The following is a 24,262-nucleotide window of genomic DNA, read 5'->3' as shown; positions in this document are numbered from 1 at the left end:
GAGTTCCCGGCACCGGCCGGAAATCAGCGCGCCGGGGCGGGCGGGTACGGACCCGCGGTGGAGAGGCCGAAGGCGATCAGCGGATCGCCGGTGCGGGGATGGTCGGCGACCGCCGCCCGCACCCCGAACACCTCGGCGATCAGGGCGGGCGTGAGCACCTCGCGGGGCGGTCCGGAGGCGACGACCGCCCCGGCGTGCAGGACGTGCAGGCGGTCGCAGGCGGAGGCGGCGGCGTTGAGGTCGTGCAGCGGCACCAGGGTCGTGCGGCGCCGGGCGCGCAGCAGGGCGAGCAGTTCCACCTGGTGGCGGACGTCGAGGTGGTTGGCCGGCTCGTCCAGCACCAGGACGTCCGGGCGCTGCGATGGTGTCGATGCAGAGGTCGGCACCGGAGCCGAGCAGCCTCTCCTTCGGGACGACGGTCCGGCCGAGCGCCTTCACCTTCCGGGCCCGCGCGTCCAGGGCGCCGGGCAGGGTGCTCTTGCCGGGCGGGAAACCGGTGCCGATCACCCGGTCGCCGGCGCCGAGCCGGAGCAGCGGTTCCTGGCCGGAGGCGTTGCTGGTGGCGATCTTCTTCGGGGTGCCGGTGAACGTCGTCCTCGCACCCGCGCAGTCGGTGACGGTCACGGGGTGACCGCCGCCGGCCGTGTCGCCCGTCCTCGCCGCGCCCTCGCCGCCGGAGTCCTTCCCCCCGCCGCCACAGCCCGCCGCCGGCAGGCCGCCGAGCACGACAGCCGCCGTACCGCCCCGCACGCGTCCTGAACCCGTCGCACAACTCCCGGATCCCCCGGTACGCGGGCGAGCCCCCGTCACCCGCCCCGGAAGTCGGCGCGGACGGCGGTCGGGTTCCCGTTCGGCCGGCGTACGAGTCGTGGACCCGGTGCCGCCGGAGGGTGCCGGTGCCGGCGTCCGCGGCACCGGCACCCTCCTGGCTCGTCAGGCCGCCAGCGCGGCGGACCCGGCCCCCCTCACGGCCTTGAGGGGGTGCGGGGTGCTGCCCCCGCCCCCGTCTTCCAGCAGCTCCATCAAGGTCGCGCGGGCTCGGGCCACGCGGGAGCGGACGGTGCCGATGGGGCAGTCGCTGACCGCCGCGGCCTCCGCGTACGGCAGGCCGAGCAGTTGCGTGAGGACGAACGCGTCCCGGCGGTCGTCGGGCAGCGAGGCCAGGAGATCGAGCAGGACGACGCCGTCGTCGAAGCCGGGCAGGTCGCAGGGCTGGGCCAGCTCGACGGCAAGCTGCCAGTCCGCCACGTCGGTCAGGCGTGGCCGGGCGGCGGCCCGGCGGTAACTGTCGATCACCGCGCGGCGGGCGATGGACAGGAGCCAGGCCCGCGCCGAGGAACGTCCCTCGAACCGGTGCAGGCTGCCGAGCGCCCGCAGGAACGTGTCCTGCGCGAGGTCGTCCACAGCCTGGGGATCACCGCACAGATGGGCGACATAGCGCTGCACGTCCCGGTGCAGGGCGCCCACGAACTGCTCGACCGCGTCCGCGTCACCGCTGCGGGCGGCCAGCGCCCATGCGGTGATCGACTCGTCGGGCGCCGTCGTCTCGTCAGCCGCGGCGCGTTCGGCGCCCGTCGCGCGCGAGGTGGGCAGGGCAGAGGTAACCACTTGATGTCCTTCTCGGGTCAACCGTGATCCGGACCGGTGGCGCGCGGCGGCGCACGGTCCGCTGGTGTGGGGAGACGGCCCTACGCCGCGAGGGCGCCACGACGCCCGCGTGGTCGTACGGCCGTGGCCCGAGGCGCACGGAGAGCCGGCGGCCCCGGGGAACCTGCTGTCGTCAGGCGACAGCGGTCCCCACCGGCGGACCCCGAGAGGTGATCGCGTGGACGAGGAGAAGGCGCGGCGCCCGGTCCGAGCGGCGGCGCCGCGGACGGACGCGCGGGCGGTCCGGGGTGGTGGGCAGGGCGAGCAGCAGGCGCAGCGGCGCCATCAGCCATCCGGCCGCCGCGCGCAGGATCCGGAAGGCGGCCCTCTCGCCGTACGCCAGCCACAGGCCGCACAGCAGCGCGGCGAACAGGTGGGCGGCGAACATCCCGAACGACGCCGAACCGCCGTCCGCGGAGAGCCCCATGTGATCCATGTGGCTCATGCCCGTGTGGCTCATGTCCATGTGGCTCATGTCCATGTGCCCGGTGCCCATGGGGTCCGTCCGCGTCGGGCCCATGTCCATGGGGGCCGGCGCACCGGACGGCGCGCGCATCGACTGGGCGTACGAGAACGCCTCGTGCAGCACCGTCTGCGCGGCGACGGCGACGGTCACGACCGACGGCAGCCCGCGCTCGCGCCCGGCCAGGCACCAGCCCGTCGCACCGGTCACGGCCAGGCCGGCCCCCAGCGCCCACGCGGGCACGTCGCTGCCGGACATCAGGACGTGGCCCAGGGCGGCGAGCAGCACGCAGACGGCCGCGAACACCGCGGCCCGGATCGTGCGCGCACACCACCCTGCTGTCATGGCGCCTCATCATCGCATCCGGGCTTCGGCCGCCATACGGGGGTACGCCGACCTATATCCGGCGGAGCGGGAGGAGCAGGACACCGGCCTGCGGACGCCGGGGACAGCGCGCGGCGGGTGCCGCCGCCGGCCGTGACCACCCGACGGCGGCACCTGGTCACGAGGGCCGGTCGCCGGGGCGTACCACCACCGCGATCGCCTCGACCGGCGCGCTGCGTCCGAAGTGCGGCGTGAACGGCACGAGGTCCCCCGTCCGCCGGCCGGCCCCGGCCCGCAGGGTCACCTCCACGCCGTGCGGCGACACGGACAGCGCACCGCCGGCGGGGACCGTCACCGCGTCCACGCACTCCTCGTACGCGGCCGTCCCGCCGGCCGTGCGGTGCCGGCCGGGACCGATCTCGCCGGGCGCCACGACGGACGTCACCCTCACCGGCCGGTCGTCCGCCCCGCCGAGGTCGGTCGAAGACGGCGGCGGTCTCCGTGGTGTTCCCGTACGGCAGGTAGACCCGCCCGGCCGGGACGGTGATCCGCGCCGTGCTGCCCGCCTTCCCGGCCCCGGCCCAGGCGGCCGGGCAGCCCAGGGCGAGGCCGCCCAGGGCGAGGCCGCACGCGGCCACCGGGGCCGGAGCCGCGGTCAGCGCGTCGGTCAGCCGGCGGCGCGACGGCCGCCAGGGGTTCCGCTCGGTCATCGGGTGCGCCTCCGGGCGGGCGAGGGCTGCCAGGCGCGCAGCCGCAGGCTGTTGCCGCCAGAGTGGGGGCGGCGGGGGTGCGAACCGCCGCGGCGGGGCGCCGCGCCGGAAGGGGATCGCCGGGACTCGTCCATCAGCCGCGTCTCCAGATCACGTCCGTACGGCGTCAGCCGGTTCGATCCGTACCGGCTCAGGAGTCGGGCCGGTCCGCGGCCCGGTTCCTGAACAGGTGTATGGCGCACGCCACTCCGCGGCGCCGGGAGCCCGTGCACCCCGTCCGGCGGTCGGCGCCCGGCCGCCTCCACCGGGGAAGAGAGGCGGGCGGGGCGCACCTGCCGGCTGAGGGAGTGCGCCCCGCCCTGGTGGGGACGGGAGGGTGGTCAGTGGGGACGGCGGTCGTGGTGGGACCGGGTGTGGGTGGCGGCCAGGACGATGAACAGCGCCAGGATCGCCGTGGGGGTGGTGATGGTGGCGACCCAGGCCCCGGGGGTGGTGGGGCCGGCGGCCAGGTGGAGGACGGCCGTGGCCGCGGCCGCGGTGAGGCCGGCCGTCAGGAGGACGGCGACCACGTGGCGGGTGCGGTCGGGGGCCGGCGGGGCCTGGTCGGGGTTCAGCTCCGTCCAGTGGGTGGCCGCTTCGTGGGTTTCCCGGAAGTGGCGGACGGACGACCAGACGAGCAGGGACAGGGCCAGCAAGGTGCCGGCCGCGGCGGCCATGACCGGCCACTTCCAGGGACCCGTCGTGAAGAGGAGCACCGCGACCGCCGCCGCCGTCGACCAGGCCGTCACGCAGGACGCCGCCCGCACGCGGCGGGACAGGGGGCGGTCGGCGCCCGCGCGGAGGTCGGCGAGGGCCGGGAGGTACCAGACGCAGCCGGAGGCCGTCACCGCGGTGGTGGCCAGGGCCAGTACGGGGTGCGGCACGGTCACCTCGCCGCCTCGGCCTCGAGGGCCACGATCTCCGGGTGGTGCAGGTCGAACGCCGGGGACTCGCTGCGGATGCGGGGCAGGGTGGTGAAGTTGTGCCGCGGGGGCGGGCAGGAGGTCGCCCACTCCAGCGAACGGCCGTAGCCCCAGGGGTCGTCCACGCCCACCGGCTCGCCGTACTTGGCGGTCTTCCAGACGTTGTAGAAGAACGGCAGGAGGGAGAGGCCGAGGAGGAACGAGCCGATCGTGGACACGGTGTTGAGGGCGGTGAAGCCGTCGGTGGCCAGGTAGTCGGCGTACCGGCGCGGCATGCCCTCGGCGCCCAGCCAGTGCTGCACGAGGAAGGTGAGGTGGAAGCCCACCGTCAGCGTCCAGAAGGTGATCTTGCCGAGCCGCTCGTCCAGCATCTTGCCCGTGAACTTCGGCCACCAGAAGTGGAATCCGGCGAACATCGCGTACACGACCGTACCGAAGATCGTGTAGTGGAAGTGGGCCACGACGAAGTACGAGTCGGACACGTGGAAGTCCATCGGCGGGGAGGCGAGGATCACGCCCGTCAGGCCGCCGAAGACGAAGGTCACGAGGAAGCCGGTGGCCCACAGCATCGGGGTCTCGAAGCTCAGCGAGCCCTTCCACATGGTGCCGATCCAGTTGAAGAACTTCACGCCCGTCGGGACCGCGATCAGGAAGGTCATGAACGAGAAGAAGGGGAGCAGCACGCCGCCGGTGACGTACATGTGGTGCGCCCAGACGGTGACCGACAGACCGGCGATGGCGATCGTGGCGCCGATCAGGCCCATGTAGCCGAACATCGGCTTGCGGGAGAAGACCGGGACGATCTCGGAGACGATGCCGAAGAACGGCAGCGCCAGGATGTAGACCTCCGGATGGCCGAAGAACCAGAAGAGGTGCTGCCACAGCAGCGCGCCGCCGTTGGCCGCGTCGAAGATGTGGCTGCCGAACTTGCGGTCGCACTCCAGCGCGAACAGGGCCGCGGCCAGCACCGGGAAGACGATCAGGACCAGGAGCGCGGTCAGCAGCACGTTCCACACGAAGATCGGCATGCGGAACATGGTCATGCCGGGCGCGCGCATGCAGATGATCGTGGTGATGAAGTTGACCGCACCCGCGATCGAGCCGAAGCCGGACAGCGCCACGCCCATGATCCACAGGTCGGCGCCGATACCAGGCGAGTGCACGGCGTCGGACAGCGGGGCGTACAGGAACCACCCGAAGTCCGCGGCGCCGTCGGGCGCCAGGAAGCCGCCCGCCGCGATCAGCGAGCCGAACAGGTACAGCCAGTAGGCCAGCATGTTCAGCCGGGGGAACGCCACGTCGGGCGCGCCGATCTGGAGCGGCATGATCCAGTTCGCGAAGCCGGTGAACAGCGGCATCGCGAAGATCAGCAGCATGATCGAGCCGTGCATGGTGAAGGCCTGGTTGAACTGCTCGTTCGACATGATCTGCAGTCCGGGCCGGGCCAGCTCGGCGCGCATCAGCAGCGCCAGCACGCCTCCGATCAGGAAGAACACGAACGACGAGACCAGGTACATCGTCCCGATCTGCTTGTGGTCCGTGGTCGTCAACCACTGGATCCACGAGGGCCGTGCGCGTCGTACGGCCGGCTGCTGCTCGCCGGCCGCGGTGACCTCGGCGCTCGGCCGTTCGGTCATCACGTTGTGTATCTGTGCCTCGTCCACCGGATGGCGTCCCTCCCAGCTGTGCATGTCGGAGCGGGGCCGGGAAGCGCCACGCGTGCGGGTTGTGGACCCGGCGCTTCCCGGCCCGCCACATGATCGGCCCGGGGACACCCCTCGCCGATAGGGCTGAACAGTCCCGGGTACGCCTCCCGGTAGGGCCGAGCGGCCCCTTTTTCCGGGCGCTCGCCGGTCGTCGACGCGTGTCCGCCGGTCAGTGGCGGCGGTAGAGGGGCGAGCCGGGGACCGCCCGGTCCCCGGGTACGACCGCGAGCTCCAGGCCCCGGTCCAGGCGCACCCGCAGCAGCGGGTCCGCGGCCAGGTCGGCGGCCAGGTCGCGCACGGCGTCCGCCAGGTGGTGGGCGGCCCCGGGCGGTTGGTCGTCCGGCTCGGACGGGGGCGGTACGACGACGAGCCGGGCGTCCGTGTCGCCGGTGGCCGGCAGCAGATGGGCCCGGTGTACGGCGGGGTGGCGGGCCAGGATCGTGCGCAGGGTCCCGGCGATCTCGGGGTCGTGCGACGGGGGCAGGTGCGGACGGCGTTCGGCGACCGCGCGCAGGGCGGCGCCGGAGAGTTCGTAGAAGACCGGCCCCGAGATGTCGACCAGGAGGGTCTCGGCGCCCGCGTGCCAGGCCGCCTCGACCGCCTTGCAGGCCGGGACCGGTGCGGGGCGGGCGTCGGGGCGCCAGCGGGCCAGCGCGTCGAGGCTGGTGAAGGCCGGCAGTCCGCGGCGGCCGTCCGGCAGGTGCAGGGTGGCGACCGCCATGTCGCTCGTCTTCTCGCCCTTGCGGCCGTCCGGGCCGATCTCCGTCTCGCCGAGGACGGCGATGATCGGGACCAGCAGGCGGGCGTCCGCGAGCAGGGCGAGCAGGTCGGTCTCCGCCGTGACGGAGCGGGTCTCGGACCATGCGGAGAGGGCGGCGGCGAGGCGGGGTTCCGGTGAGCCGTCGTCGCCCGCGAAGCCCGGGTCGGGGATGTTCTTGCGCTGCATTGCGCGACGCTAACCGGGCGCGGGGGGCGGGCGGCAGGGCCGATCGGTGGGGTCGTTCGGCCCTTGGTGCCTCCCGGAGAGGCTCCGTCAGAGCAACGAGCCCCAGTAGTCCCACCATCGCGTGGCGATCAGCATCACGATGCCCAGGTACCAGGTGAGCGGCACCACCCAGTGGAACTCCAGCACGCCCGCCACCACGGCACGCGGCGCGCGGATGACGCCGTGCATCAGGTTGTGCGCGGTGGTGTACCAGAACATCGCGATGGTGGCCGCCCAGGCCAGGCAGCACCACAGGCACAGCGCGCCGATGTCGTACAGGGCCTGGCTCATCAGCCACATGCAGAAGCCCGCGCCGAACAGGGTGCCCGCGTTGAGGCCGAGCCAGAACCAGCGCCGGAAGCGGGCGCCGGCCAGCAGGGCGAAGCCGACGGTGACCACGACGGGGTAGGTGGCGAGGCCCAGGAGGGGGTTGGGGAAGCCGAAGACGGATGCCTGGGCGCTGCGCATCACGTTGGAGCAGGACAGCACCGGGCTGAGGTTGCAGGAGGGGGTGAAGTGCGGGTCCTGGATCAGCTGGATCTTGTCGATCGTGATCACGAAGGAGGCGAGGATGCCGAGCGCTCCGGTCACGATCAGCAGCCAGGCGAACGCGCGGGAGGCGGTGGCCGTGGCCGTGGTCTCCGCCGGGATCGGATCGGCGCTCCGCCGGTCCCGCTGCTGAGGGGTGGCGCCGGTGGTCGTGTCACTGGTCATCGGACGTGTTCCGCCTTGCCGGTGGAGGTCGGGGGCCGACGGACCAGTGAAGTCAGGGCGTACGGGGGCGGGCAAGGGCCGAACGGCCCGTGCGCGGGTGTTCGAGGTCCCCCCGGGAGCGGGCGGAGGGCACCCGCCGGCACCGACGCCACGCCGACGCCGGCGTCACCCCCCTGCGGACGTCAGGCCAGTGACAGGAACAGCCGCTCCATCCGCGCCTTCATCGCCTCCGCGTCCTCCCCGTCCTTGCGCCCCGACTCGATGTCCGCCACGCACTGCTGCAACCCGGTCGCGATGATCGCGAAACCGGCGCGGTCGAGCGCGCGCGAGGCGGCGGCCAGCTGGGTCACGACGTCCTCGCAGTCCCGCCCCTCCTCGATCATCCGGATCACCCCGGAGATCTGGCCCTGCGCGCGGCGCAGCCGGTTCAGCACGGACTTCAGGGACGCGCCCTCAAGCTCCAGTTCCACGCTCACTCCTCGGTATATACCCCTAGGGGTACTGTACGTCCGGGTTCGGGGCAAAGGCGAGCGGCTGCGTCCCCCTTGCGGCAGAAGTCCTAGGCTTCCCCCTGTGAACTTCTGGTCGATCTATCAGCATGGCTTCGCGCGCGTCGCCGCGTGCACCGGCCACACCGTCATCGCCGACCCGGGCGCCAACGCCGAATCGGTCCTGCGCCAGGCGCGCCGGTGCGCCGAGGAGGGCGTCGCCGTCGCCGTCTTCCCGGAGATGGTGCTGTGCGGCTACTCGATCGAGGACCTGCTGCTCCAGGACCCGCTGCTCGACGCGGTCGAGGACGCCCTCCAGCAGGTGGTCGCCGGATCGGCGGACCTGCTGCCGGTGCTGGTCGTCGGCGCCCCGCTGCGCCACCGCAACCGGATCTACAACTGCGCGGTGGTCGTGCACCGCGGCCGGGTCCTCGGCGTGGCGCCCAAGTCGTACCCGCCGAACTACCGGGAGTTCTACGAGCGCCGCCAGATCGCCTCGGGCGACGACGAACGCGGCGGCACCATCCGGGTCGGCGGCGCGGACGTGCCGTTCGGCGTGGATCTGCTGTTCACGGCCGACGACGTGCCCGGTCTGGTGCTGCACGCGGAGATCTGCGAGGACATGTGGGTGCCGGTGCCGCCGAGCGCGGAGGCGGCGCTGGCCGGCGCGACCGTGCTCGCGAACCTCTCCGGCAGCCCGATCACGGTCGGCCGGGCCGAGGACCGCAAGCTGATGTGCCGCTCGGCCTCCTCCCGCTACCTCGGCGCGTACGTCTACGCGGCGGCCGGTCTCGGCGAGTCGACCACCGACCTGTCCTGGGACGGCCAGACGCTGATCTACGAGAACGGGGTGCTGCTGGCCGAGTCCGAGCGCTTCCCGCTCGGCGAACAGTTCGCGGCGGCCGACGTCGACCTCGACCTGCTGCGCCAGGAGCGGCAGCGGATGGGCAGCTTCGACGACAACCGCCGTACGCACGCGGCCCGCACCGCGGACTTCCGCACCGTCCCCTTCCTGCTCGACCCGCCGGTCACCGGCGACCTGGGACTGTGGCGCCGACTCGAACGCTTCCCGTTCGTGCCCGCCGACCCCGACCGGCTCGCCCTCGACTGCTACGAGGCGTACAACATCCAGGTCGAGGGCCTCCAGCAGCGGCTCGGGGCGATCGGCGGCCCGAAGGTCGTCATCGGCGTCTCCGGCGGTCTGGACTCCACGCACGCGCTGATCGTCGCCGCCCGCGCGATGGACCGCGCCGGACGCCCGCGCAGCGACATCCTGGCCTTCACCCTGCCCGGCTTCGCCACCAGCGACCACACCAAGGACAACGCCCACCGGCTGATGCGGGCGCTCGGCGTCACCGCGGCCGAGCTGGACATCACGCCGACCGCGCGGCTGATGCTCAAGGAGATGGGCCACCCCTTCGCCGCCGGCGAGCCGGTGTACGACGTCACGTTCGAGAACGTCCAGGCGGGCCTGCGCACCGACTACCTGTTCCGGCTGGCCAACCAGCGCGGCGGCATCGTGCTCGGCACCGGCGACCTGTCCGAGCTGGCGCTCGGCTGGTCGACGTACGGCGTCGGCGACCAGATGAGCCACTACAACGTCAACTCGGGCGTGCCCAAGACGCTGATCCAGCACCTGATCCGCTGGGTGATCAGCAGCGGCCAGTTCGACGAGGAGACCGGCTCGATCCTCGCCGCGATCCTGGACACCGAGATCAGTCCGGAGCTGGTGCCGGGCGAGGAGATGCAGTCCACCGAGTCGAAGATCGGCCCGTACGCGCTGCACGACTTCACCCTCTTCCACGTGCTGCGCTACGGCCTGCGCCCCTCGAAGATCGCCTTCCTGGCGTGGCACGCCTGGCACGACGCGGAATCGGGCGCCTGGCCGCCGGGCTTCCCCGAGGCCGAGCGGGGGTCGTACGACCTCGCGGAGATCGTGCGCTGGCTGGAGGTGTTCTGCCGCCGCTTCTTCGCGTTCGCCCAGTTCAAGCGCTCGGCGATGCCGAACGGCCCCAAGGTCTCGGCCGGCGGCTCGCTCTCCCCGCGCGGCGACTGGCGGGCCCCGTCGGACGGCAACGCCCGGGTGTGGCTCGCGGATCTGGCGCGCTTCGACTTCGAGAAGGCGGCGGCCGGGCGCTGACGGGCGTGGCGGGTCGAACGCGGTTGTCCGTCACGCGCGTTCGGCCCGCCGCTATGGAACCGGTCTTCTTCCTGAGGCAGTCTTTCCCCTCGTGGCGAGCGTTCCGTTTCAAGGGGGACCCGGCGCACCCCACATGGTGGTGTGCGGGGACGACGGACTTGCGCACCGGCTGGCGGCCGAGCTGCGCGGGGTGTACGGCGAGCAGGTCACCCTGGTGGTGCCGCCGAGCGAGCGGGCGGCGAGACCACCGGTGGTCGGCCGGGCGCGGGCCGCGTCGGCGGCGCTGCTGGACCGGGTGGTCAACGCGGCGGTCGGCGTCCGCCCCGTGGTGGCCGCCGCGCCGGGCACGGCGACCACGGCCGGCACGGCGGGCGGCGAACCCGTGCTGGAGGCCGTGGAGTTGACGGAGGCGGTGCTCGCCGAGGCCGGGGTGGAGCGGGCGACCGCGCTCGCGCTGGTGCACGACGACGACGAGACCAACATCCGTGCCGCGCTGACCGCGCGCCGGCTCAATCCCCGGCTGCGGCTGGTCCTGCGGCTCTACAACCGGCGGCTCGGCCAGCACATCGAGGAACTCCTCGACCAGGCGGCCGCGTTGGCGTACGGGGGCGGGGGCGACGGGGGCCGGGAGGCGTCCACCACGGTGCTGTCCGACGCCGACACCGCGGCGCCGGCGCTGGCCGCGACCGCGCTCGCGGGCACCAGCAAGGTCGTACAGACCGAGGGGCTGCTGCTGCGCGCGGTGGAGCGGCCGCTGCCGGCCGACTCCGGGCTGCACACCCTGGCCCTGCTGTCGGTGAGCGACCCCGCCGGCGTCACCGGCGGGGACCAGCCGCGGCTGCTGCCGGACGACGAGGAGGTACGGGGGGCCGCCGGGCGCACGGCCGTCGTGCTGGAGCAGGTCTCGACGGCGGCCGGACCGCAGTCGGCGGCGCCGGGGCGCGGGACGGGCCTCGTCTCGTCGCTCGCCTCGCTGTTCTCCCGGCGGCTGCGGTGGTCGCTGGCCGGTCTGGTGGGGTGTGTGCTCGCGCTGGCGATCGCGCTGTGGGCGGTGACCCGGATCCACCCGGTACGGGCCTTCTACCTGACGCTGCTCGACATGTTCGCCATCGACGATCCCGCGCTCGGGGCGGGGATCGGCCGCCAGCTGCTCCAACTCCTGTCGGCGCTGGTCGGGTTGCTGCTGCTGCCGGTGCTGCTGGCCGCGGTGCTGGAGGCGCTGGGCACGTTCCGTACCGCCACCTCGCTGCGGAAGCCGCCGCGGGGGCTGGGCGGGCACGTGGTGCTGCTGGGACTCGGCAAGATCGGCACGCGGGTGCTGACGCGGCTGCGGGAGCTGAACGTGCCCGTGGTGTGCGTCGAGTCCGACCCCGAGGCGCGGGGGCTCGCGACCGCGCGGCGGCTGCGGGTGCCGGTGGTGCTCGGAGACGTCACGCAGGAGGGGGTGCTGGAGTCCGCGAAGATCCACCGGGCGCAGGCGCTGCTCGCCGTGACCAGCGCGGACACCACGAACCTGGAGGCGGTGCTCTACGCCCGGACGGTCCGGCCGGATCTGCGGGTGGTGCTACGGCTGTACGACGACGACTTCGCCACGGCGGTGTACCGGACCCTGCGTGCCGCCTACCCGCGGGCGCTGACCCGGAGCCGGAGCGTGACGCACCTGGCGGCGCCGGCCTTCGCGGGGGCGATGCTCGGCCGGCAGGTGCTCGGCGCGGTCGCGGTGGAACGGCAGGTGCTGCTGTTCGCCGCGGTCGACGTGGACGGTCATCCCATGCTGGAGGGCCGGACGGTGCGCGACGCCTTCCGCCCCGGTGCCTGGCGGGTCCTGGCTCTCGCCGGCCGCACCGACACCCCGCCCGACCACGTCCTGACCAAGGCCGACCGCGTCGTCCTCGCCATCACCCGCCAGGGCCTGGCCGCCCTCCGGTGACCCCGCCCGCCGGCCCCCTCCGGGCGGACGCGGGAGGGAGCGGCGGGCGGCCCGGAGCGGCCGGGCGCCGTCACGCCGGCAGGTGCCTCCTCGCGAAGTCCAGTTCCAGGGCCACCTGCTTGATGCGCTCGTCGACGACCAGGGAGCCGTGGCCGGCGTCGTAGCGGTAGACCTCGTGGGGGGTGCCGCGGGACTGGAGGCGGTGGACGTAGTTGTCGATCTGGCGGATGGGGCAGCGGGGGTCGTTGACGCCCGCGGAGATGTAGACCGGGGCCTTGACGCGGTCCACGTAGGTGAGCGGGGAGGATGCCTCGAAGCGCTCCGGGACCTCCTCGGGGGTGCCGCCGAGGAGGGTGCGGTCCATGGCCTTCAGGGCCTCCATCTCGTCGTGGTACGCCGTGACGTAGTCCGCGACGGGGACGACCGCGATGCCCACCGCCCAGGACTCCGGCTGGGTGCCGAGGCCGAGGAGGGTGAGGTAACCGCCCCAGGAGCCGCCGGTGAGGACGAGCCGCTCGGGGTCGGCGAGGCCCGAGGAGACCGCCCAGTCGCGGACCGCCGCCACGTCCTCCAGCTCGATCAGGCCGACCCGGTGCTTGAGGGCGTCGGTCCACGCGCGGCCGTACCCCGTGGAGCCGCGGTAGTTGACGCGGACCACCGCGTACCCGTGGTCGACCCAGGCGGCCGGGCCCGAGGCGAAGGAGTCGCTGTCGTGCCACGTCGGGCCGCCGTGCAGGTCGAAGACGGTCGGCAGGGGGCCGGTCGCGCCCGCGGGCTTCTGGATCAGGGCGTGGATGCGGCCGCCGGGGCCCTCCACCCACACGTCCTCCACCGGCACCGACGGCGGGCACTTCATGCCGGGCGGGTCCAGGACGACACCGCCGGAGGTGGACCGCACCACCGACGGCTCGGCGGCGGACGACCACAGGTACTCGACGCTGCCGTCCGGCCGCGCCGTCGCCCCGGAGACCGTGCCGGGCGGGGTGGGGACGCGGGTCAGCTCGCGGCTCGCCAGGTCGTAACGGAACAGCTCGCTGCGGGCCTCGAAACCGTGCGCGATCAGCAGGCCCGAGCCGTCCGGGTACCACTCGGCGCTGACGTCACCGGGCAGCTCCAGCGCGAGGTCGGTCTCCTCCCCCGTGGCGACGTCCCACACCAGCGGCTCCCAGCGGCCCCGGCGCTGGTGCCCGATCAGCAGCCGGGTGTCACCGTCGACCGGGGCGAAGCCCAGCACCTCCAGGCCCAGCTCCTCGGAGCCGCCCTTGGTGTCGTCCAGCTCGGCGACCGTCGAGCCGTCCGGGCGCAGCACGCGCAGCGCCGCGTGCATCGCGTCGCCGTGCTCGGTGTGCTCGATGGCGATCAGGGAGCCGTCGTGCGAGAGGTCGCCGACGCCCGCGGACTCGCGGTGCCGGTAGATCTCGACCGGGTCCGCGCCCGCGCGGGCCAGGTGGATCGTCGTACCGTCCTCGTCCGTGGAGCGGCCGACGACGGCGGTGCGGCCGTCGCGGCCCAGGGCGAGGCCCGCCGGGTAGGAGGGGGCGAGGCCCGGGACGGCCGGTTCGTCGGGGCCGCCGGTGAAGGGCTGGCGGCGCCAGACGCCGAACTCGTCGCCGTCCTTGTCGTCGAACCACCAGATCCAGGCGCCGTCGGGGGAGAGCGTGCCGTCCGTCGTGCCGTTCGGCCGGTCGGTGGCCTGGCGCTGCTCGCCCGTGGCGCGGTCCCACGCGTACAGCTCGTACGTCCCCGTCGCGTTCGACACGAACAGCGAGCGGTCGGGTGCGTCCTCGGCCCAGTCGGGCAGGGACACCCGCGGTGCGCGGAACCGCTTCTCCCAGTCCGGCATGTCCGCGCTGCCCGGCGTCTGCGGTGCGCTCGGCGTCGTGCTCTCAGTCTTGGCCCCAGTCATGCGCCCATACTGCCTGGCCCCGGCGACAATTGTGCGGCGGGTGGGCACAGCCTGTGGATAACTTTCGCGCCATGAGTACGCGGAGCGCCGCGTCCGCGTCCGCACCCGAGGGCCGGCGCGAGGACGACCGCGCCCGGTGGGACGAGCTGGTACCGGTCCGTGCCGCCGCCCTTGATCTACTCGTTGAGGGCGCACAAGGGCTGACCCGCGGGCGGGGCGGGCGGGCGGGCGCCGTACCGTGGAGGGCGTGTACCGGTTTCTGCTGACTCCGCGCTGGTGGGGCATCAACGTCTTCGTACTGCTCGCCATCCCCTTCTGCGTCTTCATGGGGTCCTGGCAGCTGAGCCGGTTCGAGGGGCGGGTGCACGAGGAACACGCCGCGAACCGGCAGGCCGCGTCCGACGGCTCCGAGGCGGCGCGACCACTGGATGCGATGCTGCCGGTGAACAAGGCGACGTCCGGGCGGCGGGTGTCGGCGCACGGACACTACGGGACGCAGCTGTTGGTGCCCGGTCGGCAGCTCGACGGGAAGAACGGGTTCTACGTCCTCACGCTGCTGCGGACCGATTCCGGGAGGTCGCTGCCCGTGGTGCGGGGGTGGCTGCCGGGGAAGGCGGCCGCGGCGAAGGCGCCCGCGGCGCCGCGGGGTGAGGTGACGGTCGTCGGCGCGCTCCAGGCGTCCGAGACGCCGGGGGACAACGGGGTCAGCGCGCAGGGGGGACTGCCGGCGGACCAGACCGCGGCGATCAGTTCGGCGTCGTTGGTCAACCTGGTGCCGGACCGGCTGTACGACGCATGGGTGACGCTGGACAAGGCGGACTCCGGGATGAAGGCGGTGCCGGCGTCGGCGCCGGCCGGAACGGGGCTCGACCTGAAGGCGTTCCAGAACCTCGGGTACACCGGGGAGTGGTTCGTGTTCGCCGGGTTCACGGTGTTCATGTGGTTCCGGCTGCTGCGGCGGGAGGCCGAGGCGGCGCGGGACGCCGCGTTGGGCCTGGCGCCCGAGGAGTCGGAGCCGGTGACGGTGGCCGGCTGAGCCGCGCCCCGGACGGCACCCCCGCCCGCGGTGGGTGCGGCATGACCGCCGCACCCTCCCCCTACATGTCCGCCAGCAGCCCCGTGTAGTACACCGTCCCCGCGCACTCCCCCGGTACCTTCGCGGCCGCCGTGGGCCCGCCGGCGGCGGTGTGGGTGACCAGGACGCTCCCGTCGGCCGCCACGTCCCCCGTGCCCAGCTGGGGCGTCGTACCGGTGGAGTTCGCGACGTCGGCCGTGCCGTCGCTCGCGCTCGGGCTCGGGTCGGGCGTGGGGCCGCCGCCGGTCGTGCCGCCGGTCGTGCCGCCGGGGGCGGGGCAGGTCTCGGAGGGGACGAAGGCGAACTTCTCCTGGTAGGCCGCGCCGGGCTGGAGGACCAGGCTCGCGACTTCCTGGGAGGGATCGGGCAGGCCCGTCGCCGCGTCGCCCGCCGCATGCCGTACGACGGCGATCTTCGCGGGGTCCGCCGCGCCCTGCGCGCTCGCGCCCACCGTTCCCGCGCCGCCGACCGCGCAGGCGTGGGAGGAGATGTTGGTGACGCGGAACGTGCCGTACACGATCCCGGTCGAGTCCGGCGCGGCCGCGCTGCCCGTGGCGGAGCCCAGCTCCGCCGCCGTGCACACCGGGACGCCCGTGGCCAGGGTGGCCGAGGGGTCCGCGCCGCCGGCGGTACCGGCGCCGCCCGCGCCGCCGCGGCCCTTGTCCCCGGGCCTGTCGGGTCCCTTGCCGGGCCGGCCCGCCCCGCCCGTCGCCTCCCGGCCGCCGTTCGTCTGGCCGCCCCGGTCCTTGCCGTGCCCGGTGCCGGACTGCGCCTTCGAGGACTGGCCGGCCATCGCGGTGTCCGGGTCGGAGCCGCCCGAGTCGGAGACATGGACGAGCGCCGGGATCGCCGTACCGAAGAACAGGGCCGCCGCGGCCATGCCCACGGCCGCCTGGCGCTTGCGGGCCCGCCGCGCGGGGACCGCGCGGCGCAGATGCTCCAGCGTGCCCGCGCCCGGCTCGATGCCGTCGACCGCGGAGTGCAGCATCCGCCGCACCGCCGCCTCGTCCGACCCGAGCCCCCCGAGCGTCGGGGCGAGCCACTCCCCCTCGGCCGCCGGTCCGGTCCCGCCGGCGGCCGGGTCCAGGTCCTCGGAGTCCGGCTCCCATGCGTCGAAGGAGTCCTGGGAACCCCGCGGGTCGCGGGAGCCGGCGAAGTCGGCCCCCTCCGGCTCTCGTTCGGGTCCCAGCCCCTCGGTGCTCCTGTCGTCGGGGCCGTGGTTCACAGTCTCGTTCCCAGCGTGCGGTGAAATGTGGTCGTGGCGATGTCGTGGGGGCGGTGGGTCATGACAACTTCTCCATGGCCACCCGCAGTGCGGCGATGCCGCGCGAACCGTACGCCTTCACCGAGCCCAGGGAGATGCCGAGCGTCTCGGCGACCTGGGCCTCGGTCATGTCCGCGAAGTAGCGCAGGACCAGGACCTCGCGCTGGCGGCGTTGCAGTCCCTTCATCGCCTTGATGAGGTCGCGGCGCTCCAGCTGGTCGTACGCGCCCTCCTCCGCGCTCGCCATGTCCGGCATCGGCTTGGACAGCAGCTTGAGGCCGAGGATGCGCCGGCGCAGCGTGGAGCGGGAGAGGTTGACGACCGTCTGCCGGAGGTAGGCGAGCGTCTTCTGCGGGTCGCGGACGCGTTTGCGCGCCGAGTGGACCCGGATGAAGGCCTCCTGGACGACGTCCTCACAGGAGGCGGTGTCGTCGAGCAGGAGTGCCGCGAGGCCCAGCAGCGAGCGGTAGTGCGCCCGGTAGGTCTCGGTGAGGTGGTCCACGGTGGTGCCGGTGACGGCCCCCGCGGCCGCGGTGTCGTCGGCGCCGTCACGCTGACCGGGTATGCGGGCGGGCCGCGCGGCTGGCATGGGCGCGATCACCGGCATGCCGCCGGGCGTGCGGGGACGCAGCGCCGCACGCGGCGGCCGTAGGGCCGCGGTGCCGCGCGCCCCGGTGAGTTCGAGTACCTCTGCCACGCCAGTTGGACACGTCTGACCCCGCCAGGGTTGTACGCGCCGGGCGTCCCATGTGCGACCGCCGGCGGTGCCTCAAGTGCCGTCATGCGTCCCGCTCTTCCCCTATGTCCGATGTGGGACGGGCATCCCGCGCCCGGTCCGCTCACGACGCCCCCACGCCCCGAAGAGTGACCGCAAAGACGCTCCCCGCCCTCCGCGCGGTTGCGGAGAGCGGGGAGGCACATCTTCTGTCGCCGAGAGGGGCGGCTCAAGCGGTTTGGACCATCCCGCCGGACACACTTCGCACACAGATCCTACAAAGGGATCACACGGCTCACCCGGCGGACTCCTGGGCGACCAGTTCCGCGATCTGGACGAGGTTCAGCGCGGCGCCTTTGCGCGTGTTGTCGCCGCAAACGAAGAGTTCGAGCGCGGTCGGGTCGTCCAGCGCCTGCCGCACCCGGCCCACCCAGGTGGGGTCGGTGCCCACCACGTCGGCGGGGGTCGGGAACTCGCCGGCCGCGGGGTCGTCGCACAGCACCACGCCGGGCGCGGTGGCGAGGATCTCGCGGGCGCCGTCGACACCGGCCACCCCCTGGAAGCGGGCGTGGACCGTGAGGGAGTGGGTGGTGACCACCGGCACCCGGACACAGGTCGCGGCGACCGGCAGGCCGGGCAGCGACAGGATCCGACGGGACTCGTCGCGCAGCCGCAGTTCCTCCGAGGACCAGCCGTCCTCGGCCGCGGTGCCGGCCCACGGCACGACGTTCAGCGCGACCGGCTCCGGGAACGGACCGGTGGCGTCGCCCACGACCCGTCGCACATCCCCCGGCGCGGTACCCAGCTCGGTGCCGGCGACCAGGGACAGCTGGGTCCGCAGCGTGTCCACCCCGGCCCGGCCGGCCCCGCTCACCGCCTGGTACGAGGAGACCACCAGCTCGCGCAGCCCGTACTCGGCGTGCAGCGCGCCGAGGGCGACGATCATCGTGAGGGTGGCGGCGCCGGGGTTGGCGATGATGCCGCGCGGGCGGTTGCGCGCCCGGTGCGCGTTGACCTCGGGCACCACCAGGGGCACGTCCGGGTCGGCGCGGAAGGCGCCGGAGTTGTCCACGACCACGGCGCCGGAGGCGGCGGCGATCGGCGCCCACTCGGCGGCGACCTCTTCCGGCACGTCGAACAGGGCGACGTCGACCCCGGCGAACGCGTCCTCGGTCAGGGCCGCGACCTCGGCCTCCACCCCGCGCACGGTCACCTTGCGGCCGGCCGGGCGGGGGGAGGCGAACAGACGGATCTCGCCCCAGACGTCCGCGCGCTGGGACAGGATCTGGAGCATGACCCGGCCGACCACTCCGGTCGCTCCCACGACCGCGAGCGTCGGCTTGGCGGTCATCGGCCGGTGCCTCCGTAGACGACGGCCTCGTCGGTGTCGGAGTCGAGCCCGAAGGCGGTGTGCACGGCGCGCACGGCCTCCGGCACATCGTCCTTGCGGGTGACGACCGAGATGCGGATCTCGGAGGTCGAGATCAGCTCGATGTTCACGCCCGCGTCGGACAGCGCCTCGAAGAACGCGGCGGTGACGCCCGGGTTGGTCTTCATACCCGCGCCGACCAGGGAGATCTTGCCGATCTGGTCGTCGTAGCGCAGCGAGTCGAAGCCGATGCCGGGGCGGTTGCGCTCCAGGGCGTCGATGGCCTTGCGGCCCTCGGTCTTCGGCAGGGTGAAGGAGATGTCCGTCAGGCCGGTGGCGGCGGCGGACACGTTCTGCACGACCATGTCGATGTTGATCTGCGCGTCGGCGATGGCCCGGAAGATCGAGGCGGCCTCACCCGGCTTGTCCGGCACGCCGACGACCGTGATCTTGGCCTCGGAGGTGTCGTGCGCGACACCGGAGATGATGGCCTGCTCCACCTTCTTGTCCCCAATCGGCTCACTGCTGACCCACGTGCCCTGCAATCCGCTGAAGCTGGAGCGGACGTGGATCGGGATGTTGTAGCGGCGGGCGTACTCCACACAGCGGTGGAGCAGGACCTTGGAGCCGGATGCCGCGAGCTCCAGCATGTCCTCGAAGGAGATCCAGTCGATCTTCTTCGCCTTCTTCACCACCCGCGGGTCGGCGGTGAACACGCCGTCGACGTCGGTGTAGATCTCGCAGACCTCGGCGTCGAGGGCGGCGGCGAGGGCCACGGCCGTGGTGTCGGAGCCACCGCGGCCGAGCGTGGTGATGTCCTTCTTGTCGGCGCTGACGCCCTGGAAACCGGCGACGATCGCGATGTTGCCCTCGTCCAGCGCGGTCCGGATGCGGCCCGGCGTGACGTCGATGATCCGGGCCTTGTTGTGGACCGAGTCGGTGATGACGCCGGCCTGGCTGCCGGTGAAGGACTGGGCCTCGTGGCCCAGGTTTTTGATCGCCATGGCCAGCAGCGCCATGGAGATCCGCTCTCCGGCGGTCAGCAGCATGTCGAATTCGCGCCCGGCAGGCATCGGAGAGACCTGCGCGGCGAGATCGATCAGCTCGTCCGTCGTGTCGCCCATCGCGGAAACGACGACGACAACCTGGTTGCCGTTCTTCTTCGCTTCCACGATCCGCTTGGCGACGCGCTTGATGCCCTCGGCATCGGCTACGGAGGAGCCTCCGTACTTCTGCACGACAAGGCCCACGTGCGCTCCTCGCTCGGTTCGTTTGTGTCGGCTCAGTCTAACGAGCGTCCGAAATCCACCACCCTGCTCCCGCATGGTGAGACATCGACCGGGGGGAAACCTGCCGACGGGACCGCGGACGCCCGCTTCCGCAGGGCCTCCTGCCCGCCCGGAACCGGCCCACGCGGAACGTGCCCCGGGTCACACCGTGGCCGTACCGGTCCCCGGCGTCACGCGCCGGGCCGGATCCCGAGCGGTCCGCCGATCTCCTCGGCCATCACGCGGCCCGCCTCGAACTCCAGGGTCTCGTCGCCCATGGGTGTCTGGTCGGTGTCCAGGCCGTCCAGCTCCTCCAGGGGCTGGTTGAGGCGGACGTGGATGAGGACCGACTGGAGGGCGCGCAGCACGGCGGAGGCCGTCGCGCCCCAGTTGGAGAAGTAGGAGAACTGCCACCACCACAGCGCCTCGGTGGTACGGCCCGCGCTGTAGTGGGCCATGCCGTGGCGCAGGTCGGTGATGACGTCGGCGAGGTCGTCGGAGATCCGGGCCGGCACCGGCGCCTTGCGGGGCTCGTAGGGGTCGAAGACCTCGGAGTAGACGTCGACGGGCTCCAGCAGCCGGGCGAAGTTCTCGCGCAGCTCGTCCACGTCCGGCTCCGGGCCCGGGTCGGGCTCGTAGCGCTCGTCCGGGACGAAGTCCTCGTGGGCGCCCAGCCGGCCGCCGGCCAGCAGCAGCTGGGAGACCTCCAGCAGGAGGAACGGGACCGCCGAGCCGGGCTCGTCGCCCCGCGCCACCTCCGTGACGGCCACCAGGAAGCTCTCGATCTGGTCGGCGACCTGTACCGCGAAGTCGTCGGGGTTCTGCGACGTGGCGTGCAGCGTGGCGTCAGACATCTAGGAGTCTTCTCCCCTCGAAGGCGCGGCCGAGGGTGACCTCGTCCGCGTATTCCAGGTCGCCACCCACCGGGAGGCCGCTGGCCAGGCGGGTGACCTTCAGGCCCATGGGCTTGATCATGCGTGCGAGGTACGTGGCCGTCGCCTCGCCCTCGAGATTCGGATCGGTGGCCAGGATCAGCTCCGTGACCGTCCCGTCGGCCAACCGCGCGAGAAGTTCTCGTATACGCAGGTCGTCGGGGCCCACTCCCTCGATGGGGCTGATGGCCCCGCCGAGCACGTGGTAGCGGCCGCGGAACTCGCGGGTGCGCTCGACCGCGACGACGTCCTTCGGCTCCTCCACCACGCAGATCACCGAGGGATCGCGGCGCGGGTCACGGCAGATGTTGCACAGCTCCTCCTGCGCGACGTTGCCGCACGTCGCGCAGAAGCGGACCTTCGCCTTGACCTCCAGGAGCGCCTGTGCGAGCCGCTTCACGTCCGTCGGCTCGGCCTGAAGGACGTGGAAGGCGATCCGCTGCGCGCTCTTGGGACCGACGCCGGGCAGCCGCCCCAGCTCGTCGATGAGGTCCTGGACCACGCCTTCGTACAACGGACTGCCCTTCCTGGAGACCTTTCGGTACGTACGCTAGTTGGACCGGAGTCAGAACGGCAGACCGGGGATGCCCGTACCGCCGCCCAGGCCCTGGGCCAGCGGGCCGAGCTTCTGCTGCTGGAGCGCCTGCGCGTTCTCGTTGGCCGCCTGGACGGCCGCCACGATCAGGTCGGCGAGCGTCTCGGTGTCCTCCGGGTCCACCGCCTTGGGGTCGATCTCCAGGCCGCGCAGCTCGCCGGCGCCGGTCACGGTGGCCCTGACCAGGCCGCCGCCCGCCTGCCCTTCGACCTCCGTGTTCGCCAGTTCCTCCTGGGCCCGCTGCAGATCCTGCTGCATCTTCTGGGCCTGCTGGAGCAACTGCTGCATGTTGGGCTGGCCACCACCGGGGATCACGATCAGCTCCTCTACGTCTTTCTCCTTGGCACGAGCCTACGTGGTCCGGACGGCCATCACACCGCCACTCTTTCGAGTGAGAGAGATGGCGGATCTATACCTGATCAAGGCCCTCTTCCGGGCGGAAAAGCCGGGGAAGTCACGACCGGGCCACCCGTTGGGCGGTAGGAAGGGTGGCGCACGTCGGCAGGGGATGTCACGCTACGTGACCGGTCGCGATCAGTAGGGAGTGCCGGGTGGGTCAGCCGGAGATGCAGCCCGAGGGGCCGCCCCAGGACGGGCCGGGCGAGGGCCCGGCCGGACCCCGGCCGGGTGATCTGACCGGGCGGGCGCTGCCACCCGGCGACTGGGGCGAACCCGGGGAGCGGCTCGACGAGCTGTACCGGTGGGTGGAGCACGGGGCGCTGCGGACGGCGGACTGGTATCTGCGGGACCGGGTGTGGAAGCGGCGCGGGGCACGGGTGCTGCGGGCCGGGGCGGCGGCGGGGGCGGTGACCGGGGCGGCGCTGCCGCTGCTGGACCTGACGGGGGTGGCGGCGGGCGTGGCGCCGTGGGGGTGCCTGGCCCTGCTCCTCGCGGCCGCGTGCGCGGGCGCCGACCGGTACTTCGGGCTGACGTCGGGCTGGATGCGGGACGTGGCGACGGCGCAGGCGGTGCAGCGGCGGTTGCAGGCGCTCCAGTTCGACTGGGCGGTGGAGGGGATGCGGGAGGTGCTGGGGCCCGCGGAGGGGACGGCGAGCGAGGCGGCGGAGCGGTGCGTGCTGCTGCTGCGGCGCTTCTCGGAGGACGTGACGGAGCTGGTCCGGGCGGAGACGGCCGACTGGATGGTGGCGTTCCGGACGGGCACGGCCCCGCTGGGGATCCAGGCGGTGGCGTACGTGCCCCGCCAGGAGGCGGTGGGGCACGAGGGGGCGCTCCCCGGGGGCCGCTTCCCGCTGCCGCCGGGGGGCGGGGCGCGGCCGAACATGCCGAGGCAGCGGCCGCCGGAGCCGCGGTGAGCGCCGCCGCGGCTCGGAGCCGACGGGCCCACGCCTCCCCCGGGGGCGCGGGGAACCGCGCGGCGAGCCATGACGGGCCCGCGGCCGGATGACGGCCGTCAGGCGCACAGCTTCAGGCCCTCCGGCGTCCAGCACGGCACGTGCCCGTGCGTGCGGATGATGTCCTGCCCGTTCCCCCGCGTCAGATAGGTCAGGAAGCTGGAGACCAGGGAGTCGGCCGGCGGCCGGCCGTAGGTGTAGGCGTACTCGATCTCCCGGTAGGGGTACCGGCTGTGGCCGTGCTCGATCGCGTCCACCGACGGCGCGTCCCCGTCCAGGCCGAGCACGCGCAGGCCCTTCGCGCCGTCCGCGCGGTTCAGCTCGCTGTACCCGACCGCGCCGGGCAGCCGGGCGACCTCGGCCAGTACCTGGTCCGTGGAGTCGAGTTCGCACCGCGTCACCGGCGCCGCGGGATAGTCCTTGTGCACGCAGTCGACCGAGGTGTTCGCCATCTCGCTCCCGCCGAGCACCCGCCGCTGGAACACCTGCCGCGTGCCGGAGTTGGCGTCCCGGCTGACCAGGTGCACCGGCAGTGGACGCCCGCCCAGCTGCGACCAGTCGGAGACCTCCCCCGCGTACAGCCGGCGCACGTCGTCCGTGGACAGGTCCCGCAGCCCCACGTCGTCGTTGAGGACGAGCGCGAAGACCGACAACGCCACCCGGTTCTCCCGCAGGGGGGAGAGGTCGCCGGGCCGGGGCCCGTCGGACAGGGCGACGACGGGCGGCGAGCCCTGGCCCTTGTGCGCCGCCCCCTCCGCGGCCAACTCCCTCGTCCCCGCGGTCGATCCGTGCGCGTCGACCGTGATGGTGGCGCCCTGGCAGTCCTTCTCGTACTTCCTCGCCACCTCCTCCATCACCGGCTCGAACGCCGTCGACCCGATCACCGTCAGGGTCCCCTTCTCGCAGCCGATCGGCGGCGGGGTGTCGTCCCGGGCCACCACGATCGCCGCCAGGGTCACCACGCACACCGTGAGCATGATGGTGATGCTCCGCGAGGCCCGGCTGAACAACGGCGGCTTGTCGTCCGGCGTCGCGCTGCGGTTGGGGTGGACCTCGCCGTCCCGGATGCCGCCGATCAGCCGTATCTCCCGGCCCACGTCCCCGCCGGTCAGCAGCACCAGCAGCTTGAAGTGGTCGCCCTTGTTCAGCGGGACGGGCGGGATGCGCAGGGTGTTGCCCTGGTAGCCGAAGCCGCGCTCGGCGGCGAAGTGGTCCATCAGATGGCCGGTGTCGCTCGGCTGCGTCACCGAGACCCCGCGCACCGTGCGGTCCGTGAACACCGCGGTGAGGCCGTGGTCCTCCGGACCGGTGTAGTCGGCGCGGTCGATGCCCAGCGAGCCGTCGTTCTCGATGCGCAGCAGCACCAGCGTGGCGTCCGACATGCCCGGCACCTCGTCGAACAGCCCGAGCCGCCGGTTGGCCCGGCCCGACCGCACGTCGTCGCCTATGGCGTTGTCCATCTGGACGCGGTAACCGATCCTCTTGCGCCGCGGCACCCGGCGCTCGTACCAGACCATGCCCGCGGACGCGACGATGCCCAGCAGCGCCGTACCGACGGCGACGACGTTCTCCGCGCTCAGCCACTCCATGTGGGTGCCCCCGCAACTCCCCGGAGCCGGATGGGGCAGCAACGGTACGCGCGGGCAAGAGGTCGAACCGGACACGTTCGCCGAAGTTCGCCGTACGTTCAACCGACTCCGCGAACCGGCGGGGTGGC

Annotated in this window: 22 protein-coding genes and 1 pseudogene; 5 read left to right on the top strand and 18 right to left on the bottom strand. The window is 73.3% G+C overall.

The window, feature by feature from the left end:
* Window positions 1–23: 23 nt before the first annotated feature.
* Window positions 24–362 (bottom strand): annotated as a pseudogene (locus tag QSK45_RS15115) (ATP-binding cassette domain-containing protein); the annotation flags it as partial.
* An 8-nt stretch (window positions 363–370) separates the two neighbouring features.
* Here QSK45_RS15115 and QSK45_RS38535 point away from each other — a divergent pair.
* Window positions 371–631 carry a hypothetical protein gene (locus QSK45_RS38535; protein ID WP_490993572.1) on the top strand — a complete coding sequence of 87 codons (261 nt, stop codon included), beginning with the start codon at window positions 371–373 and terminating at the stop codon, window positions 629–631.
* Between the two features lie 302 nt (window positions 632–933).
* Here QSK45_RS38535 and QSK45_RS15105 read toward each other — a convergent pair whose 3' ends face one another.
* From QSK45_RS15105 to QSK45_RS15070, 8 genes are all read right to left on the bottom strand, one after another.
* Complete coding sequence (locus QSK45_RS15105) at window positions 934–1,608, bottom strand: sigma-70 family RNA polymerase sigma factor (RefSeq protein WP_285556981.1); 675 nt, start codon at window positions 1,606–1,608, stop codon at window positions 934–936.
* A gap of 172 nt (window positions 1,609–1,780) precedes the next feature.
* Window positions 1,781–2,455 carry a hypothetical protein gene (locus QSK45_RS15100; protein ID WP_285556979.1) on the bottom strand — a complete coding sequence of 225 codons (675 nt, stop codon included), beginning with the start codon at window positions 2,453–2,455 and terminating at the stop codon, window positions 1,781–1,783.
* A gap of 157 nt (window positions 2,456–2,612) precedes the next feature.
* Window positions 2,613–2,885 carry a hypothetical protein gene (locus tag QSK45_RS38530; protein ID WP_490993571.1) on the bottom strand — a complete coding sequence of 91 codons (273 nt, stop codon included), beginning with the start codon at window positions 2,883–2,885 and terminating at the stop codon, window positions 2,613–2,615.
* Window positions 2,886–3,524: 639 nt separating this feature from the next.
* Complete coding sequence (locus tag QSK45_RS15090) at window positions 3,525–4,067, bottom strand: hypothetical protein (RefSeq protein WP_285556977.1); 543 nt, start codon at window positions 4,065–4,067, stop codon at window positions 3,525–3,527.
* A 2-nt stretch (window positions 4,068–4,069) separates the two neighbouring features.
* Complete coding sequence (gene ctaD / locus QSK45_RS15085; RefSeq protein ID WP_285556974.1) at window positions 4,070–5,743, bottom strand: aa3-type cytochrome oxidase subunit I; 1,674 nt, start codon at window positions 5,741–5,743, stop codon at window positions 4,070–4,072.
* A 238-nt stretch (window positions 5,744–5,981) separates the two neighbouring features.
* Window positions 5,982–6,758, bottom strand: coding sequence for an SseB family protein (locus tag QSK45_RS15080; RefSeq protein WP_285556973.1), 777 nt, complete (start codon window positions 6,756–6,758; stop codon window positions 5,982–5,984).
* Between the two features lie 87 nt (window positions 6,759–6,845).
* The gene (locus QSK45_RS15075) at window positions 6,846–7,511 is read right to left on the bottom strand and encodes a vitamin K epoxide reductase family protein (RefSeq protein WP_285556971.1); all 666 of its coding nucleotides are present in this window, start codon (window positions 7,509–7,511) and stop codon (window positions 6,846–6,848) included.
* A 182-nt stretch (window positions 7,512–7,693) separates the two neighbouring features.
* Complete coding sequence (locus QSK45_RS15070; protein WP_285556969.1) at window positions 7,694–7,981, bottom strand: metal-sensitive transcriptional regulator; 288 nt, start codon at window positions 7,979–7,981, stop codon at window positions 7,694–7,696.
* Window positions 7,982–8,084: 103 nt separating this feature from the next.
* Here QSK45_RS15070 and QSK45_RS15065 point away from each other — a divergent pair, with 103 nt between their 5' ends.
* Together QSK45_RS15065 and QSK45_RS15060 are read left to right on the top strand one after the other, a co-directional pair.
* Complete coding sequence (locus tag QSK45_RS15065) at window positions 8,085–10,139, top strand: NAD(+) synthase (protein WP_285556967.1); 2,055 nt, start codon at window positions 8,085–8,087, stop codon at window positions 10,137–10,139.
* 133 nt (window positions 10,140–10,272) lie between these two features.
* Entirely contained in the window at window positions 10,273–12,069 is a 1,797-nt protein-coding gene (locus tag QSK45_RS15060) for a potassium channel family protein (protein WP_285557110.1), read from the top strand.
* 70 nt (window positions 12,070–12,139) lie between these two features.
* On the opposite strand, the gene QSK45_RS15055 is transcribed toward QSK45_RS15060, so the two are convergent.
* Window positions 12,140–13,912, bottom strand: coding sequence for a S9 family peptidase (locus tag QSK45_RS15055; protein WP_285557109.1), 1,773 nt, complete (start codon window positions 13,910–13,912; stop codon window positions 12,140–12,142).
* A gap of 310 nt (window positions 13,913–14,222) precedes the next feature.
* Between QSK45_RS15055 and QSK45_RS15050 the strand changes: the two genes are divergently transcribed.
* A complete protein-coding gene (locus QSK45_RS15050) occupies window positions 14,223–15,011 on the top strand; it encodes an SURF1 family protein (RefSeq protein WP_285556965.1) in 789 nt (262 codons plus the stop codon).
* A 61-nt stretch (window positions 15,012–15,072) separates the two neighbouring features.
* Here the strand turns inward: QSK45_RS15050 and QSK45_RS15045 are convergent, their stop codons facing one another.
* From QSK45_RS15045 to QSK45_RS15015, 7 genes are all read right to left on the bottom strand, one after another.
* Window positions 15,073–16,275: a hypothetical protein gene (locus QSK45_RS15045; protein WP_285556963.1), complete on the bottom strand. Its 1,203-nt coding sequence runs from the start codon at window positions 16,273–16,275 to the stop codon at window positions 15,073–15,075.
* Window positions 16,276–16,333: 58 nt separating this feature from the next.
* Window positions 16,334–17,011 carry a SigE family RNA polymerase sigma factor gene (locus tag QSK45_RS15040; protein WP_285556961.1) on the bottom strand — a complete coding sequence of 226 codons (678 nt, stop codon included), beginning with the start codon at window positions 17,009–17,011 and terminating at the stop codon, window positions 16,334–16,336.
* A 313-nt stretch (window positions 17,012–17,324) separates the two neighbouring features.
* Entirely contained in the window at window positions 17,325–18,380 is a 1,056-nt protein-coding gene (locus QSK45_RS15035; RefSeq protein WP_285556960.1) for an aspartate-semialdehyde dehydrogenase, read from the bottom strand.
* Window positions 18,377–19,648, bottom strand: a complete 1,272-nt coding sequence (locus tag QSK45_RS15030; RefSeq protein ID WP_285556958.1) for an aspartate kinase — start codon at window positions 19,646–19,648, stop codon at window positions 18,377–18,379. Before QSK45_RS15030 ends, QSK45_RS15035 begins: the two co-directional genes overlap by 4 nt.
* Window positions 19,649–19,857: 209 nt before the next feature.
* A complete protein-coding gene (locus tag QSK45_RS15025; RefSeq protein WP_285556956.1) occupies window positions 19,858–20,520 on the bottom strand; it encodes a DUF5063 domain-containing protein in 663 nt (220 codons plus the stop codon).
* A complete protein-coding gene (gene recR, locus QSK45_RS15020; protein ID WP_285556954.1) occupies window positions 20,513–21,112 on the bottom strand; it encodes a recombination mediator RecR in 600 nt (199 codons plus the stop codon). Before recR ends, QSK45_RS15025 begins: the two co-directional genes overlap by 8 nt.
* A 51-nt stretch (window positions 21,113–21,163) precedes the next feature.
* Complete coding sequence (locus QSK45_RS15015; protein ID WP_285556952.1) at window positions 21,164–21,508, bottom strand: YbaB/EbfC family nucleoid-associated protein; 345 nt, start codon at window positions 21,506–21,508, stop codon at window positions 21,164–21,166.
* Between the two features lie 236 nt (window positions 21,509–21,744).
* Between QSK45_RS15015 and QSK45_RS15010 the strand changes: the two genes are divergently transcribed.
* Window positions 21,745–22,506 (top strand): SLATT domain-containing protein, encoded by a 762-nt coding sequence (locus tag QSK45_RS15010; RefSeq protein ID WP_285556950.1) that lies wholly within the window; start codon window positions 21,745–21,747, stop codon window positions 22,504–22,506.
* Window positions 22,507–22,604: 98 nt separating this feature from the next.
* Here QSK45_RS15010 and QSK45_RS15005 read toward each other — a convergent pair whose 3' ends face one another.
* On the bottom strand, window positions 22,605–24,134 hold the full coding sequence (locus QSK45_RS15005; RefSeq protein WP_285556948.1) for a substrate-binding domain-containing protein: 1,530 nt from the start codon (window positions 24,132–24,134) through the stop codon (window positions 22,605–22,607).
* Window positions 24,135–24,262: the final 128 nt, after the last annotated feature.

This window comes from Streptomyces hygroscopicus subsp. hygroscopicus (assembly GCF_030269125.1).
Taxonomy (GTDB): domain Bacteria; phylum Actinomycetota; class Actinomycetes; order Streptomycetales; family Streptomycetaceae; genus Streptomyces; species Streptomyces hygroscopicus_C.
Note: the sequence above shows the minus strand (reverse complement) of the source record. Positions and strands in the feature narration are given on the sequence as shown.